The sequence below is a fragment of the Bradyrhizobium sp. SZCCHNR1015 genome (genome assembly GCF_032489875.1).
In the GTDB taxonomy this organism is placed as follows: Bacteria; Pseudomonadota; Alphaproteobacteria; order Rhizobiales; family Xanthobacteraceae; genus Bradyrhizobium.
Genome location: NZ_JAUEYW010000013.1, coordinates 154,427 through 169,487, shown reverse-complemented (window position 1 = coordinate 169,487; position 15,061 = coordinate 154,427). Strand labels below are relative to the sequence as shown.

13 protein-coding genes and 1 tRNA gene are annotated in these 15,061 nt (G+C 68.4%); 5 read left to right on the top strand and 9 right to left on the bottom strand.

Features of this window, described 5'->3' with window-relative positions; translation table 11 throughout:
- Positions 1 to 474: 474 nt before the first annotated feature.
- The 4 genes from QX128_RS22655 to QX128_RS22640 form a co-directional block, all read right to left on the bottom strand.
- Positions 475 to 550 (bottom strand) — tRNA-Thr (locus QX128_RS22655).
- A gap of 151 nt (positions 551 to 701) precedes the next feature.
- Positions 702 to 2,600, bottom strand: a complete 1,899-nt coding sequence (locus tag QX128_RS22650) for a heme biosynthesis protein HemY (RefSeq protein ID WP_316238571.1) — start codon at positions 2,598 to 2,600, stop codon at positions 702 to 704.
- 17 nt (positions 2,601 to 2,617) lie between these two features.
- Positions 2,618 to 3,928 carry a hypothetical protein gene (locus QX128_RS22645; RefSeq protein ID WP_316238570.1) on the bottom strand — a complete coding sequence of 437 codons (1,311 nt, stop codon included), beginning with the start codon at positions 3,926 to 3,928 and terminating at the stop codon, positions 2,618 to 2,620.
- 50 nt (positions 3,929 to 3,978) lie between these two features.
- Complete coding sequence (locus QX128_RS22640) at positions 3,979 to 4,707, bottom strand: uroporphyrinogen-III synthase (protein ID WP_315800788.1); 729 nt, start codon at positions 4,705 to 4,707, stop codon at positions 3,979 to 3,981.
- 140 nt (positions 4,708 to 4,847) lie between these two features.
- On the opposite strand from QX128_RS22640, the gene tsaD reads away from it, so the two are divergent.
- The 4 genes from tsaD (at position 4,848) to QX128_RS22620 (ending at position 8,276) form a co-directional block, all read left to right on the top strand.
- The gene (tsaD, locus tag QX128_RS22635; protein WP_316238569.1) at positions 4,848 to 5,915 is read left to right on the top strand and encodes a tRNA (adenosine(37)-N6)-threonylcarbamoyltransferase complex transferase subunit TsaD; all 1,068 of its coding nucleotides are present in this window, start codon (positions 4,848 to 4,850) and stop codon (positions 5,913 to 5,915) included.
- A gap of 241 nt (positions 5,916 to 6,156) precedes the next feature.
- Entirely contained in the window at positions 6,157 to 7,137 is a 981-nt protein-coding gene (locus QX128_RS22630; RefSeq protein WP_315800786.1) for an NAD(P)H-dependent glycerol-3-phosphate dehydrogenase, read from the top strand.
- A 184-nt stretch (positions 7,138 to 7,321) separates the two neighbouring features.
- On the top strand, positions 7,322 to 7,735 hold the full coding sequence (locus QX128_RS22625; protein WP_316238568.1) for an EVE domain-containing protein: 414 nt from the start codon (positions 7,322 to 7,324) through the stop codon (positions 7,733 to 7,735).
- A 325-nt stretch (positions 7,736 to 8,060) separates the two neighbouring features.
- On the top strand, positions 8,061 to 8,276 hold the full coding sequence (locus QX128_RS22620; protein WP_315800784.1) for a dodecin family protein: 216 nt from the start codon (positions 8,061 to 8,063) through the stop codon (positions 8,274 to 8,276).
- Positions 8,277 to 9,133: 857 nt separating this feature from the next.
- Here QX128_RS22620 and QX128_RS22615 read toward each other — a convergent pair.
- The 4 genes from QX128_RS22615 to QX128_RS22600 all read right to left on the bottom strand — a co-directional run bounded on the left by QX128_RS22615 (position 9,134) and on the right by QX128_RS22600 (position 13,089).
- Positions 9,134 to 10,636, bottom strand: coding sequence for an ammonium transporter (locus QX128_RS22615; RefSeq protein WP_315800783.1), 1,503 nt, complete (start codon positions 10,634 to 10,636; stop codon positions 9,134 to 9,136).
- Positions 10,637 to 10,675: 39 nt separating this feature from the next.
- The gene (locus QX128_RS22610) at positions 10,676 to 11,014 is read right to left on the bottom strand and encodes a P-II family nitrogen regulator (RefSeq protein WP_006611147.1); all 339 of its coding nucleotides are present in this window, start codon (positions 11,012 to 11,014) and stop codon (positions 10,676 to 10,678) included.
- Positions 11,015 to 11,346: 332 nt separating this feature from the next.
- A complete protein-coding gene (locus QX128_RS22605; RefSeq protein WP_316238567.1) occupies positions 11,347 to 12,657 on the bottom strand; it encodes an ammonium transporter in 1,311 nt (436 codons plus the stop codon).
- Between the two features lie 93 nt (positions 12,658 to 12,750).
- Entirely contained in the window at positions 12,751 to 13,089 is a 339-nt protein-coding gene (locus QX128_RS22600; RefSeq protein WP_315800781.1) for a P-II family nitrogen regulator, read from the bottom strand.
- A 208-nt stretch (positions 13,090 to 13,297) separates the two neighbouring features.
- On the opposite strand from QX128_RS22600, the gene QX128_RS22595 reads away from it, so the two are divergent.
- Entirely contained in the window at positions 13,298 to 14,173 is an 876-nt protein-coding gene (locus QX128_RS22595; protein WP_316238566.1) for a DUF4339 domain-containing protein, read from the top strand.
- A gap of 5 nt (positions 14,174 to 14,178) precedes the next feature.
- On the opposite strand, the gene tesB is transcribed toward QX128_RS22595, so the two are convergent.
- Positions 14,179 to 15,054, bottom strand: coding sequence for an acyl-CoA thioesterase II (tesB, locus tag QX128_RS22590; RefSeq protein WP_315800779.1), 876 nt, complete (start codon positions 15,052 to 15,054; stop codon positions 14,179 to 14,181).
- Positions 15,055 to 15,061: the final 7 nt, after the last annotated feature.

Genomic DNA, 15,061 nt, shown 5'->3' with positions numbered 1-15,061 from the left:
CAAGCCGTGTGGTCCCGACACCCCGACGCTGGTGTCTTGGTCGGCGACATCCCGATGACGGGGGCAAGCAAGCCCGGTCCCCTGGGAGAGCACGGAGCAGCCGTTCAAACCATTGCGCAGGGAAGGCCGGGTTGTTTCCGGCTGAGCCTGTGGTTCCTGCCCCGTGCATTTCTTTCGCACGGGGGCCGCGGGTGCCAGTCGGCACTCGGCCTTCCCTGCGCCCTCTCGATCGACGAGGACGCCGACTGCAGCAGAACTTGGGGCTATTTAGCCCGCGAGATCGCGGCGGCATGGCTATGAGCAAGGCTGCGACGAGCGGCAGGCTGTTTGACAGGGTGGAATGGGATCAAAAGAGCTTGGCTCAAGCGACAATTGGGGGGCTCAAACGCCCGGCTTCGCCAACGGGCTACGCCGGGCACGCTTCGCCCTACGGGCTACGGCGGCTGCGCCACGCGTAGCCCGAAGGGCGAAGCGTGGTGCCGCAAGAGGGACTCGAACCCCCGACCCCGTCATTACGAATGACGTGCTCTACCAGCTGAGCTATTGCGGCGAACCATAGCGGCGAGCGCCCGGCACGAGGCCTGACGACGCGAACGCGCTCCTGATATCGGGCGGACGGCCCGTTGGCAAGGACAACGCGTGCCGCGGCGGCCCGGAATCGAACCGGTGTGGCCGGGAACAGCGGGACGGCCTGACGGCCCTCAGCCGCCGAACCGTGACCAGAACCCACGCCAGCCGCCGGCCTGTGCCTTGGGGGCAATCTGCTCGGCGAACTCGTCGCGGGGCTGATCGTCGTCGTCGACGCCCGGATCGTCCGGCGGCCGCATGATCGGGACGATCGCCTGGATCGGCGTCTCCGCCGGCCTGGCGAGATCGTTGCGGGTGCGGAACAGCGGCGTCGGTGCGGCCGCCGCGGTCTCGGCCGGCTTGGCGGCCACCGCGTCCGGCTCGGCCTCCGTTTCCGGCTCGGCTTCGGTCTCGGCGGGTCCCGCGGCCTGCAACGGCGGCGCCGGCTCGGCCGCGACCGCGGTGGCTTCGATCAGCTTACCGTCCTCAGCCGTGTCCCCAGGGATATCCACCGGCTTGTCGACAGGCTTGTCCACCGCCTCCTCGACCGGCTGTTCGGCTTGCTCGGGCTCGGCGGCCGCCGCCGGCCGAGGCGGCTCGTTGTCCTGCACGGCCGGCATGATGACCACAGGCTCGCTCGCGGGTTCGCTTGGCGGCGCGATCACGGCTTCGGCGGCGGCCGGACGGGCCGGCGGGGCCAGCACGGCCTCGGCGAAGGCCGAGCTTTCGATCACGCTGCTGCGCTCCGAGGGCAGGCTCGCCACCGGCGTCTGCCACTGGAAGGCGTCGAGCCGACCGGTGACCGGCGAGATCGGCTGCCAGCGGTCGCTGACATAGCCGTCCGCGGTCCAGGCCGGGTCGTGGCGGGCGCGCACCGCGCGCAGCGCCCATTCGCGCGCCTTGCCGGCATCGCCATGCTCGGTGCGCTCCAGCTCCGCCATCAGCATCGCCACGCGTTGGGTCGGATCCTCCGTGAACGGAGCCAGCGCCGCGCGGGCGCGGCCGTACTCGGCGGCGTCGATCGCCGCGCGCGCCACGGCCAGCGCGCCCTCGACATGGCCGGGCGTGCGCGCGGCGAGGTTCTCCACCCGCGCCAGCCGCTGGGTTGCGGAATCGCCGAGCCGGACATGGGCGTAGGCGTCGGCGAGCTCCGGATGCGGGCCGGCCGCCCAGGCGGCCTCGATGATCTTCATCGCGCGCCGCACCTGATGCGCCTCGCTCTCGAACTTCGCCGCCAGCACCGCGGCCGGCACCAGGGTCGGCGCCACCTTCACCGCCTCCATCGCGCTGCTGCGCGACAGGTCGCGATCCGCGGTCTCCAGCGCCAGCGCACGCGCCGTCAGCAGCACGCCGCGCTGGCGGCGGTAGGTCGGCTTGTCGATCATGCCGGCGGTGTAGTTGCTGTCGAGGATCGCCAGCGCACCGTCCCAGTCGGCCTCGGCGCAACGGAAGCCGAGCACGGCATGCGAGGCCCAGGTGGCGTTGGGCGCCAGCTTGAGCGCCTCGTCGGCGATCATGACCGCGGCGTAGGCGTCGTCGGCGCGCTGCGCCTCGATGAACAGGCCGCGCAGGCCGAGCAGCCTGGTGTCGTGACGCTCGGCCATGGCGCGGAAGGCGCGCCGGGCGCCGTCGCGGTCGCCTTCGAGCTGCGCCGCCTGGGCGTGCAGGAGAAGCGTCAGCGGATCGTCGCCGGCGAGCCGCCTGGCGGTGTCGGCGTGCTGGCGCGCCGCGGTCGAATCGCCATGGCCGATCGCGAGCAGGCCGTGGGTGATGGCGTGCCGGCCGCGCTGATGCCGGCGGGCGCGATGCGCCTTGCGGATCCGGCCGGGCGCCCGCAGCAGCGCGCTGATCAGGTTCCAGACCAGCACGCAGGCGGCGATGGTCAGGCCGAGCGCAAGCACGAACACCGGCAAGGTCATGGCGATCCGCCACGGACCCCAATTCAAGACGACGTCGCCGGTCTGCTCGGCGACCCAGGCCGAGCCCGCCGCGGCGAGCCCGACCAGGATGAGGAAAATGACGATCCGGAACATGTGCGTCCTTGGGCGTCCTATTGCGCGGGTTTGGCGAGCGCGGTCATCGCGTCGTCGGCGAATTTGCGGGCGGTCGACAGCGCGGCGTCGCGGGCGTCGGCACGTGCGAGCCAGTCATTGGCGGGGGCGCGATCCTCCGGCGAGAGACCCTTCAGCTCGCGGCGCGCCTCGGCGAAGTCGTTGCGCAGCGCCGCCGCGGTGATCCGTGCCACCACCGCGCCGCGATCGGTGCCGGCGCCGTCGGTGCGCTCGACCTTGACCAGGCTCGAGGCGCCGGCCGAGAGCTTGCTGAGGATCGAGGTTCCCGTGGTGCTCTCCGGTGCCGGCGGCGAGAGCTTCGGCACGATGGTGAGCAACTCGCGGCTCAGCGCCGCGGGGCTCGGCACGCCGCTGGTGGCGAAGACCTCCAGCGGCTTCAGCGCGGCCGGATCGGCCGCCAGCGACTTCGCCGTCGACAGCGCCGGCCCGTAGGGATCGCCGTGACGCACGGCGACGTCGAGCAGGGTCGCGGCGACCACACGGCGCAGCGGCGCGTCGTCGGTGGGCTTGGCAGCCGCGGCCTCGGTGATCTTGCGGCTCTCCTGCGCCAGCGCCGCGCTCTGGCTCTTGCTCGCCTGCTCCAGCGCATCGATGCGGGCGGTCAGGCCGGAGAGATCGACCGGCTCGGGTGCGGGCGCCGGCGCGGCGCCGTCGCGCGGCTGCGCCCTGACATCGTTGAGCGCGGCCACCGTCTTGTCAGCCTGCGCGCGCAGGCCGGCGATATCGTTGCGCAGCGCTGCAATCGCCTTGTCGGCGGCATCGAGCCGCCCGGTCACGGCGCCATCCGGCTTGCCGATGCGCTGCTCCAGCCCGGCGACGCGGGTGGCGAGCGCGTCGACGGCGGACGCCTGCGGTGAGACGGCCGACGGCGGTACGACCTGCGGCCAGCCCAGCATCCAGCCGACGCCGATCACCAGCGCGGCCGCGGCCGCGCCGGAGAATGGCGCGATGATCCAGGGCGAGACCGGGCGGGGCGGCGGGAGCGGAGGAAGCTCGGCGCGCGGCGGCTCGGCCGCGGCGACGGTCTCCTCGGGCGTCTCGCTGGCAGCAGATTCCGGTTCGGTGTCACCGGCGGCATGCGGATGCGACTGGCTCGCCGCGCCCGACGACCCCTCGGCCAAGGCTTCGGCCGGCGCGGACCATGGCGAGGCAGTCGGCCGCTCGGCCGCGCTCTCGCTGGCCGACGGGCGCTCCTCGCGCGAGGTCGGCTCCAGGTCGATGGTCGGCGGTGGCCGTTTCGGCCGCCCGGTGTCGGAGGCCGGTGCAGCGGTGTCGGGTTCATCGACCATGGTGGAAGTTCCCTGGCTGAGGCAAGATTGAGCAGGCCCTCTTACGCCATTCACGACCGTAGCGCACGGGTCAGGCCCTCCAGCATGTCGTTTTCATCCGGATGCGCCGCGATTGTGACCTGGGTCGCGCCAGCCTCTCGAAGAACCTCGGCGACATTGGCCGACAGGCAGGCATGCGGCACCGCCAGCGCCGAGATTTCGACGCCGTCGGCCCGGATGGCCGCCACGAACGCCGCCGCGCTCCGCCGCGAATAATGCAGCACCGCGCGAATCGCGTTTGCCGCGAACGCGTCGCAGACCTCGCGTGGCAGGCTGGTCACCTGTGCCATCCGGTAGACGGTCTGCGTGACCACGTCGTAGCCGCGTGCGGCGAGCTCGGAGGCGAGATCGCGCGAGATGTCGGCGCCCGCAAGATAGAGCAGGGTGGCCCCGGCGTCGACGACGCCGCCATTGGCGATCAGGTCGCGCAACGCCGTCGCATCGCCCGCGGCCGAGATCACCTGCGTGAAGCCGGCGTCGCGTGCGGCCGCCGCGGTCTGGTCGCCGACCGCGAACAGCGGCAGGCGCAGCAAGGCGGACGCTCCGAGCTGCGGCGCGGCCGCGCGCAGCGCGTTCGATGACGTCACGATCAGTCCGGCGGCGTCGCGGCCGGCGTCAGGCGGCAGCGCGACCGGCTCGAAGCGCAGCATCGGCGCCAGCAGCACGTCGAAGCCGCGCGCGCGCAAAGCCGCGGCGGTGCGTTCATTGTCGGGGGCGGGACGGGTCACCAGCACGGCCATGTGCTATGCTCCCGTCGAATACGGATCGGCCGGGCTGCAACGGACGGGTGATTGCACCTGGCGACCTCGTGGTGTTAGGCGGTTCTGCGCACTCATAATGACCAAAAGGGTTGAGATTGGGTAACGAATCGCAAACGCTCGTGCTGGGCATCGAAACCACCTGCGACGAGACCGCCGCCGCCGTGGTGGCGCGTGATTCGGACGGCAAGGGGCAGATCCTGTCCAACGTCGTGCGCTCGCAGACCGACGAGCACGCCATCTATGGCGGCGTGGTTCCCGAGATCGCGGCGCGCGCCCATGTCGACATGCTCGACCATCTCATCGACGCAGCGATGCGCGAAGCCGGCATCGACTATGCCGCGCTCGGTGGCGTCGCCGCGGCGGCCGGCCCAGGACTGATCGGCGGCGTCATCGTCGGCCTCACCACCGCCAAGGCGATTGCTCTCGTCCACGATACCCCGCTGATCGCGGTCAACCATCTCGAGGCGCATGCGCTGACGCCGCGCCTCACCGATGCAATCGACTTCCCCTATTGCCTCTTCCTGGCCTCCGGCGGCCACACCCAGATCGTCGCGGTCGCCGGCGTCGGCGACTACATCAGGCTCGGCACCACCGTCGACGACGCCATGGGCGAGGCGTTCGACAAGGTCGCCAAGATGCTGGGCCTGCCCTATCCCGGCGGACCTGAAGTCGAGCAGGCCGCGCGCAACGGCGACGCCAAGCGCTTCGCGTTTCCGCGTCCGATGCTAGGCCGCAGCGATGCGAATTTCTCGCTGTCGGGATTGAAGACCGCGGTGCGCAACGAGATCGGCCGACTGGAGAGCATCACCGACCAGGATGTCGCCGACCTCTGCGCCAGCTTCCAGGCGGCGGTGCTGGAGTCGACCGCCGACCGTCTGCGCGTCGGCCTCGATCTGTTCAAGCAGCGCTTCGGTGCGCCAACCGCGCTGGTCGCCGCCGGCGGCGTCGCCGCCAACCAGGCGATCCGCGGCGCGCTCGACGATGTCGCGCAAGCCGGCGGCACCCGCCTGATCATGCCGCCGCCGGCGCTGTGTACCGACAACGGTGCGATGATTGCCTGGGCCGGACTGGAGCGGCTCGCGCTCGGCATGGTCGACGGCATGGACGCCGCCCCGCGCGCCCGCTGGCTGCTGGATGCCAATGCCAGCGTGCCGGGCAAGTTCGCGAATACGCGCGCGGGGTTTTGACCGTGGCAGAGTTGCTGGCTGCGCCGAGCACGCGCCATCCATTGGCTCGTTCTCTTGTACGCCATAGCGCAAGCTGGCGCGGCAAACTCGGTGCGCCCCCCTCCCCCCGCGCGAAGCGGAGCTTCGCTAGGCGGGGAGGGGTCGGGGGTGGGGGTAGCCCCACGAACGCTCTCGCCCGTGGCACTCCCCTCCCCAGCCCTCCCCCACAAGGGGAGAGGGAGCGCAGCGGCGGTTGCCGCGCATGATCAGTTTCCAAACCATCAGCATCATCGGCGCCGGGGCGTGGGGCACCGCGCTCGCCGCCGTCGCGGCACGCGCCGGCCGTGACGTCACGCTGTACGCCCGCGATGCCGACCACGCCGCGCGCATAGCCAGCGCGCGCGAGAATCCGCGCCTGCCCGGCATTCCGCTCGCCGACAGCATCTCCGTCACCGCCGATCTCGCCCGGGCCGCCCGCGCCGACGCCGTTCTCATCGTCGTTCCCGCGCAGCACCTGCGCGGCGCGGTCATGCACCTCGCGCCGCTGCTTCGGCCTGGCACACCGCTCATCGCCTGCGCCAAGGGCATCGAGCACGGCACCCACAAATTCATGACCGAGGTCATCGCCGAGGCGGCGCCGAATGCGATCCCCGCCATCCTGTCCGGCCCGAGCTTCGCCGACGATGTCGCGCGCGGCCTGCCCACGGCGGTGACGCTCGCCGCCCGCGACGAGCCGCTTGCGGCGGCGCTGGTGCAGGCACTGGGCTCGCCGACCTTCCGGCCCTATCACGCGACCGACGTGCGCGGCGTCGAGATCGGCGGCGCCGCCAAGAACGTGCTGGCGATCGCCGCCGGCATCGTCGCCGGACGGCAGCTCGGCGCCTCGGCCCTGGCGGCGCTGACCACGCGCGGTTTCGCCGAGCTGGTCCGGCTCGGCCGCGCCTATGGCGCGCGCAGCGAGACCTTGACCGGCCTGTCCGGCCTCGGCGACCTCATCCTCACCTGCGCCGGCCCGCAGTCGCGCAACTTCGCCGCCGGCCTCGCGCTCGGCCGCGGCGAGCCGCTGCCGGCGGGCAAGCTCGCCGAGGGACAATACACCGCGCCCGTGCTGGTCGAGCTCGCCACCTCGCGCGGCGTCGAGATGCCGGTCGCGCTGGCCGTGGCCGCCATTCTCGCCGGCAGCGTCACGATCGACGCTGCGATCGAGGCGCTGATGCTGCGCCCGTTCAAGGCGGAGGAGTGAGCGGTGTAGGCGCGGCGCTACCGGTCGCGCAGCCACCTCCGCCGTCATGCCCGCGCTTGTCGCGGGCATCCACGTCTAAGATAATAGAGCTGGCGGTGAGACGTGGATGGCCGGGGCCTTTGACAGACGTGCTTCGCACTTTTGCCCGGCCACGATGAATGGAAAGAGAAAAGAGAACTGCATCATGAACTACTGGCTGGTGAAATCCGAACCCTCGGTATGGTCGTGGGACCAGCAGGTGGAGAAGGGCGCGAAGGGGGAGGCCTGGACCGGCGTGCGCAACTACACGGCGCGGCAGAACCTGGTGGCGATGAAGAAGGGCGACCTCGCCTTCTACTATCATTCCAACGAGGGGAAGGAGATCGTCGGCATCGCCGAGATCATCAAGGAAGCCTATCCCGACCCGACCGACAAGACCGGCAAATTCGTCTGCGTCGACATCAAGGCGCACAAGGCGTTCAAGACCCCGGTGACGCTCGCCGCGATCAAGACCGACACGACGCTCAGTGAGATGGCCCTGGTCAAGCAGTCGCGCCTGTCGGTGCAGCCGGTGACGCCGGAGGAATGGAAGCACATCTGCAAGTTGGGCGGAGTATAACCGATCGAACGGCGTAAGATGCCGGCTCAGCAGCGCCCGGCCCTGGCGCGGCTCAGAGATCCAGACCTTTCTTGCGCGGCTCGTCGACCATCTGGTTGCGATCTCTTCGCCGAGCGCCTGCCCATGGCCCTCAGGTCGTCAGTCGAGAAGTTCCCGGCGTAGAGGGCCGCGATCGCATCTGAGAATAGGAAATCCTGCCCTGAAAGGCTGGGTGAACTTCGGGATCAATACTCTGCCGAGCGCTTCCCGTGTTGATGTCGTGATGCTACGCTCGGTTGTGGCAGGAAGCTCCTGCTTCCTGCTTCATACCGAACAGGAGAACGACATGTCTGACAGCGTCTACAAAGTCATCGAGCTGATCGGTACCAGCGGTGAATCCTGGGAAAAGGCGGCCGCGAATGCGGTCGAACAGGCGGCGAAAACACTCCGAGACCTCCGCGTCGCGGAAGTCGTCAAGCTGGACATGCAGCTCGACGCGAAGGGGAAAGTGGAAGCCTATCGGGCCAAGCTCAACGTGTCGTTCAAGTTCGAAGGTGCATGAGCCGTCCATCGGCTTGCATTGCTCGCAGCGCCCATCGGCCAGAGCAACGGCGGACGTGCTATTCGGCGTCACGCCCGTCATCAGGGCGCGGTGATCGCGAACTAACTACTCCGTCATGCCCGGGCTTGTCCCGGGCATCCACGTCTTCCTTTTGAGCAAACAAGGACGGGGATGGCCGGGCTCACCGTAAAGCCGAGCGGGATGGACGTGACCGCAAGCCTGCCATGGGCAAACTGCCCGTCGTTTTAGTTTGCCGCAGCATTTCCCCTTGCAACGTCGGGCAAATAACATTTCCGCGCGCCCTGCTGCCGCATGAGGGGCGTTTCGCGACCGTCACGGATCGTTGGCAGTGGGATGCGACGGGCGTGGGTCAACGCAGCGTGACTTAGTTGCGCGGACGAACGATCGATGCACGCACGGTCAAGTCGCGCGGTCCTGATATCCCGACGCTGATATCAAGCGGGTGGCGATGCCCTGGCGTGTCGCGCTCGTGATGGTGGCCAGACGGCCCGGCGCACCAGGGAGAACGCGAAGCAGCCGTTAAAATCGTTGCGCAGGGAGGGCCGGGTGTGTTCGGCCAGACCTGTGGTACCTGCCGCCTGCCCCTTACAAAGTTCACGCGGTATGGGTCCGCGTTCGCGGGGACGACACCGGCGGTGTGGCACGCGATCGGCCTCTACGACCTGTCCGCAGCGTTGCGGCTGCCCATCTCGGACAAAAGACAAGCCCAGTCGAAAGGCCAAAAAAGAAAGGGGCCCCAGCTTGCGCTGGAGCCCCTCAACGGTCAGGGCATTGCCGGGTATTTGCCCGAACCGAAGTTGCGGACCTGGTCGCTTACGACCAAGTCCCGGGAGAACTCAGTAGTTGTAGGCGCGCTCGCCGTGGTCGGTGATGTCCAGACCCTCGCGCTCCTGCTCGACGGTCGGGCGCAGGCCGATGATCACGTCGACGACCTTGTAGAGGATCGCCGAGCCGACACCCGACCACACCAGCGTGGCGACGACAGCCTTGATCTGCGCCAGCATCTGCGTGGCGAAGTCGTAGGTGCCGGCGTTGTTGCCGGTGATGTTGGTGTAGTCGGTGATGCCGACGCCGCCCAGCGCCGGGTTGACCAGGATGCCGGTGGCGAGAGCGCCGACGATGCCGCCGATGCAGTGCACGCCGAACACGTCGAGGGCGTCGTCATAACCCAGCGCGTTCTTCACGGTGGAGACGAAGAACAGGCAGATCGGGGAGACGATCAGGCCGAGCACCAGCGCGCCGATCGGGCCGGCGAAGCCGGAGGCCGGCGTGACGGCGACGAGGCCGGCGACCGCGCCCGAGCAGATGCCGAGCAGCGAGGGCTTGCCCTTGACGGCCCATTCGCACAGCAGCCAGGACAGCGCCGCACCGGCGGTGGCGACCATGGTGTTGACGAAGGCCAGCGCGGTGACGCCGTTCGACTCCAGGTTCGAGCCGGCATTGAAGCCGAACCAGCCGACCCACAGCAGCGCGGCGCCGATCATGGTCATGGTCAGCGAGTGCGGAGCCATCAGCTCCTTGCCGTAGCCGGTGCGCTTGCCGATCAGGACCGCGCCCACCAGGCCGGCGATGCCGGCGTTGATGTGAACGACCGTGCCGCCTGCGAAGTCGAGAGCGCCGGCGCCGGCGAGCCAGCCGACCGCGCCGGTGACTTCGTCGAGCTTGGCCTGGGCGGCCGTCTTGGCAGCAGCGTCGCCAGCGGCAGCGAGAGCCTTGGCAGCGGCAGCGACGTCATCGGGAGCGGCGATGTACCAGACCCAGTGCGCGATCGGGAAGTAGATGAAGGTCACCCAGAGCAGGATGAACAGCATCACGGCCGAGAACTTGATGCGTTCGGCGAAGGCGCCGACGATCAGGGCCGGGGTGATCATCGCGAAGGTCATCTGGAACACGAAGTAGGCGAGCTCCGGGATCACCACGCCGTTCGAGAAGGTCGGAACGGTCGAGTTGGCGTCGACGCCGTGCAGGAAGGCCTTGGAGAAGCCGCCGACCCACGAGGTCATGCTGCCGCCGTCGGTGAAGGCCATCGAGTAGCCGTAGAGCGTCCAGATCACGCCGACCATGGCGACGATCGCGAACACCTGGGTGAGGACCGACGCCATGTTCTTGGTGCGGACGAGACCGCCATAGAACAGCGCGAGGCCGGGGATGGACATCATCAGCACGAGGGCGCTGGACACGAGCATCCAGGCGACGTCGCCCTTGTTGGGAACGGGGGCGGCTGCGGCAGCGGCGGCCGGCGCGTCCTCGGCGAACGCCACGTCGGCGAGGCCTGCGACGCAGAGCCCGGCGATGGCGAGCGTGATCCATCCCGCGCTGGTTGGACGTTTGAACGTCATTTTATTCTACTCCGTAAGTGTTCTGGTTTGAGCGCGAAATCAAAGGGCCGCAGCGTCCGCTTCGCCGGTGCGGATGCGCACGGCGTGGTCGAGGCTGATGACGAAGATCTTGCCGTCGCCGATCTGGCCGGTCTTGGCGGCCGAGCTGATCGCATCGATGGTCTTGTCGACCTGGTCGGAGGGGATCGCGACCTCGATCTTGATCTTGGGCAGGAAGCTCACCGCGTATTCGGCGCCGCGGTAGATTTCCGTATGACCTTTCTGACGGCCGTACCCCTTCACTTCCGTCACCGTGAGACCATGAACGCCGATGGCGGTCAGGGCGTCCCGGACTTCTTCGAGCTTGAATGGCTTAATGATCGCCATAACAATTTTCATGGGTCCAATCCCCGCTTGGGCCCGGTACGGACGTTACCGAGCGCTTCCTGTCGACTGAGGTTCACCACGCGGAGAAATCTTCACGACGCGGGCACAGCCGGGGGCCATAGAATCAAATGCCGTGCCAGACGGCTGGTCAGGGCTAACGAGCGGTGAATCCTGACCTTTTCAGCCCTCAGGGGGGGCATCAGGGGCTGCGCCATTCCGCCGCGCTCAAGGAATGGGCAGGCATGCGCAAAAGTTGCGCATGTCAGGCTCAAGACACAATGCTGCCCACGGCGCGGGCAGAATCCCGCGACGCCGAACAGGTCAATTGGCGCCGTTTGCTGCAGCTATTGCAGCGCCTCGCCATGCTGGGAGATGTCGAGCCCTTCCAGCTCGTGCTCGCGCGACACCCGCAGCGGCACGAAGGCGCTGACCAGCTTCAGGAGACCCCAGGTCACGCCGCCCGACCACACCAGTGTGACGGCGACGCCGTAGAGCTGGGCCGCAAGCTGCTTTGGGTTGCCCTCGATCAGCCCGGTGGTGCCGCCGATCGCGGCCGTCGCGAACACGCCGGCCAGCAGGGTCCCGGTCAGGCCGCCGATGCCGTGGACGCCGAACACGTCGAGCGAATCGTCATAGTTGAAGCGGTGCTTCAGCGAGGTGCAGGCCCAGTAGCAGATGATACCGGCGAGCGCGCCGATCACCAGGCCGTGCCACGGCGCGACGAAGCCGGACGCGGGCGTGATGGTGCCGAGGCCGGCGACCGCGCCGGAGATCATGCCGAGCACCGAGGGCTTGCGCCGGGTCGACCATTCCAGCGCGCCCCAGGTGACGGCGCCGGCGCAGGCGGCGAGATGCGTGGTCAGGATCGCCATCACCGCATGCGCATTGGCCCCGAGCGCAGAGCCGCCATTGAAGCCGAACCAGCCGACCCAGAGCAGGCCGGTGCCGACCACCGCGAGCGACAGGTCGAACGGCGAGAGGTTCTCGCTGCCATAGCCCTGGCGCCGTCCCATCACCAGCGCGGCGACCAGCCCGGCGGTGCCGGCGGAGAGATGCACGACGAGGCCGCCGGCGAAATCGACCACGCCGGCCTGCGCAAGGAAGCCGCCGCCCCAGATCCAATGCGCCAGCGGGACATAGACGAAGATGAACCAGGCGATGCCGAACAGCAGATAGGCCGAGAACCGCATGCGGTCGGCGACCGAGCCCGCCACCAGCGCCACCGTGATGATCGCAAACGTCATCTGGTACAGCATGAACAGCGACTCGGGGATGGTCTTGGCGCCAGGATGGACGCTGTCCATGCCCATGCCGGCGAGGAACGCGCGGTCGAGCGAGCCGATCCAGGTGCCGTCGCCGACGAACGCCAGCGAATAGCCGAACGCGACCCACAGGATCGAGATCAGCATCACCGCCGCGAGGCTCTGCGCCATGGTCGCCAGCACGTTCTTCTTGCGCACCATGCCCGAGTAGAACAGCGCCAGCCCTGGGATCGTCATCATCAGCACCAGCGCGGTGGCGACGATCATCCAGGCGGTGTCGGCCGGATCGATCGTGGACGGCGCTGCCGCCCGTGCGGGTGTAACGAAGATGATCGCGGCCGCCGCAGCCAAAGCAGCAGGCGCGCGCAGGCAACGAGACGCGCAGGTCCCCATGACAGTCCCCCCGGCATGTCGGATCAGGTTGAGAATGTTCGCTCCGCCGCGCCGTTGCGGCGGGCGTGCAGCCGTCGCGGCTGCTTGAACGGTTTACAGAGCGTCGGTGTCGGTCTCGCCGGTGCGGATGCGGCGGGCATGATCGATCGGCGTCACGAAGATCTTGCCGTCGCCGATCTGGCCGGTGCGCGCATGCGTGGTGATCACCTCGACCGCCTTGTCGGCCATCTCGGAGTTGACCGCGATCTCGATGCGCAGCTTGGGCAGGAAGTTCACGATATATTCGGCGCCCCGGTAGATCTCCGTGTGGCCCTTCTGGCGGCCGTAGCCCTTGACCTCGGTCACGGTCATGCCGTGGACGCCGATCGCGGTGAGGGCCTGGCGCACCTCGTCGAGCTTGAAGGGTTTGATGATCGCGACGACGAGCTTCATGGGCGGGCCTTGGTTTCCTCGGAGCGAAGCAGCCTGTTTCGGAGGCAGGCTTGGGACGGCCGTTTTGGCCTGTTCCTAGGCAAATGGCACAAAATCAGCGCAGCGTTAAGCGAAAACGTCAAGGAGTGACGGATATCACTGAACGGAACGCGACATCGCCCGACAGACTGAAGACGTGTTCCTGCCATCCTCTATTCAAGGACATCCCATGTCGAATCGTTCCTGGTATTACGCGGCGCAAGGCCAGCAACAGGGTCCCATTTCGGAAGACGAACTGCGCGACCTGATCGCCCGGGGCGTCGTGACCGCCGAGACGCTGCTGTGGAGCGACGGCATGGCCGGCTGGGAGAAGGCCGGGCGCATTCCCGGCCTGATGTCGGGCGTGCCGAGCATGTCGCCGGCCACGCCGCCCGCGTTCGACGCCGGCACCGCCGCGTCGGGCGGCGCGCTCTCGGTCAAGCTCGACATCTGGTCCTATCTCGGCTGGACGCTGCTGTATGTCGTCGGCCAGTTCCTGATCGTCATCACGCCCTGGACCGCTGTCTATCTCTACCGCTACGTGATCGAGCGGATGAGGGTGCCCGGCCGGCCGAACCTCACCTTCACCGGCCAGCCGCTCGACATCTGGTACGTCTTCGTCGCGATGGGCGTGCTGGCCTATGTCGGCCTCAGCGACCGGCCGATCCTCAACCTCATCTCGCTGGTTGCCCCGGCGTTCCTGGGCTGGATGGTGCTGCGCTGGCTGCTGAGCAACCTCGCCTCGAATGGCGAGCGGTTGCCGATCCATTTCGAAGGCAGCCCCGTCGTCTATGCCGGCTGGTACCTGCTGATGATCGTGTCGGGCATCACCGTCATCGGCTGGGCCTGGGTGCTGACCGCCTGGATGCGCTGGGTGTGCCGCAACATCCAGGGGACGCGGCGCGAGGTCGTGTTCACCGGCTCGGGCCTGCAGGTGCTGTGGCGCACCTTCGCGTTCGTGCTCGGCAGCTCGGTGATCATTCCGATCCCGTGGCTGCTGCGCTGGTACAGCGCCTGGTACGTGTCGCAATTCGCGGTCGTGCCGCGCACCGCGCAGCCGATGTGATGCGGCTAGGCCCGGCGCTCGCGGATCGATCCCTCCTGCGCGACGGAGGCGACCAGCGTGCCGTCGGGCTTGAAGATCGAGCCGCGGGTGAGCCCGCGGCCGCCCTGCGCGCTCGGCGAATCCTGCGCATAGAGCAGCCATTCGTCGGCGCGGAACGGGCGGTGAAACCACATCGCATGATCCAGCGAGGCCGGCATCATGCGCTTGTCGAACAAGGTGCGGCCGTAGCGCGCCATCACGGCGTCAAGCAGCGAGAAGTCCGACGCATAGGCCAGCGCGCACATGTGCAGCGCCGGATCATCGGGCAGCTTCGCCGCCGTCCTGATCCAGACATGGATGCGCCCGTCGTCGATCTTCTGGCCGAAATAGCGGCTGAGCTCGACCGGGCGCAATTCGATCGGACGATCGGATTCGTAATAGCGGCGGATGAAGTCCGGCATCCGCTGGAAGACCTCCTGGAACATCGGCTGCTTGGAGATCTCCTCGGCCGTCAGCTTCTCCGGCGGCGGCACGTCCGGCATCCTGTCCTGATGGTTGAACGCGCTCTCCTCGTCGCTGTGGAACGAGACCATGATGGAGAAGATAGCGTTGCCGTGCTGGATCGCGGTGACGCGGCGCGTCGCGTAGCTCTTGCCGTCGCGGAGGCGCTCCACCTGGTAGATGATCGGCACCTGCGGGTCGCCCGGCAGGATGAAATAGCAGTGCAGCGAATGCGGCAGCCGGCCCTCGACGGTGCGGCACGCCGCCATCATCGCCTGGCCGATCACCTGGCCGCCGAACACGCGCTGCCAGCTGGTCTTCGGGCTGTTGCCGCGGAACAGGTTCACCTCGATCGGCTCGAGATCGAGGATCGAGATCAGGTCGATCAGTCCCTTGGACATGGCGTGT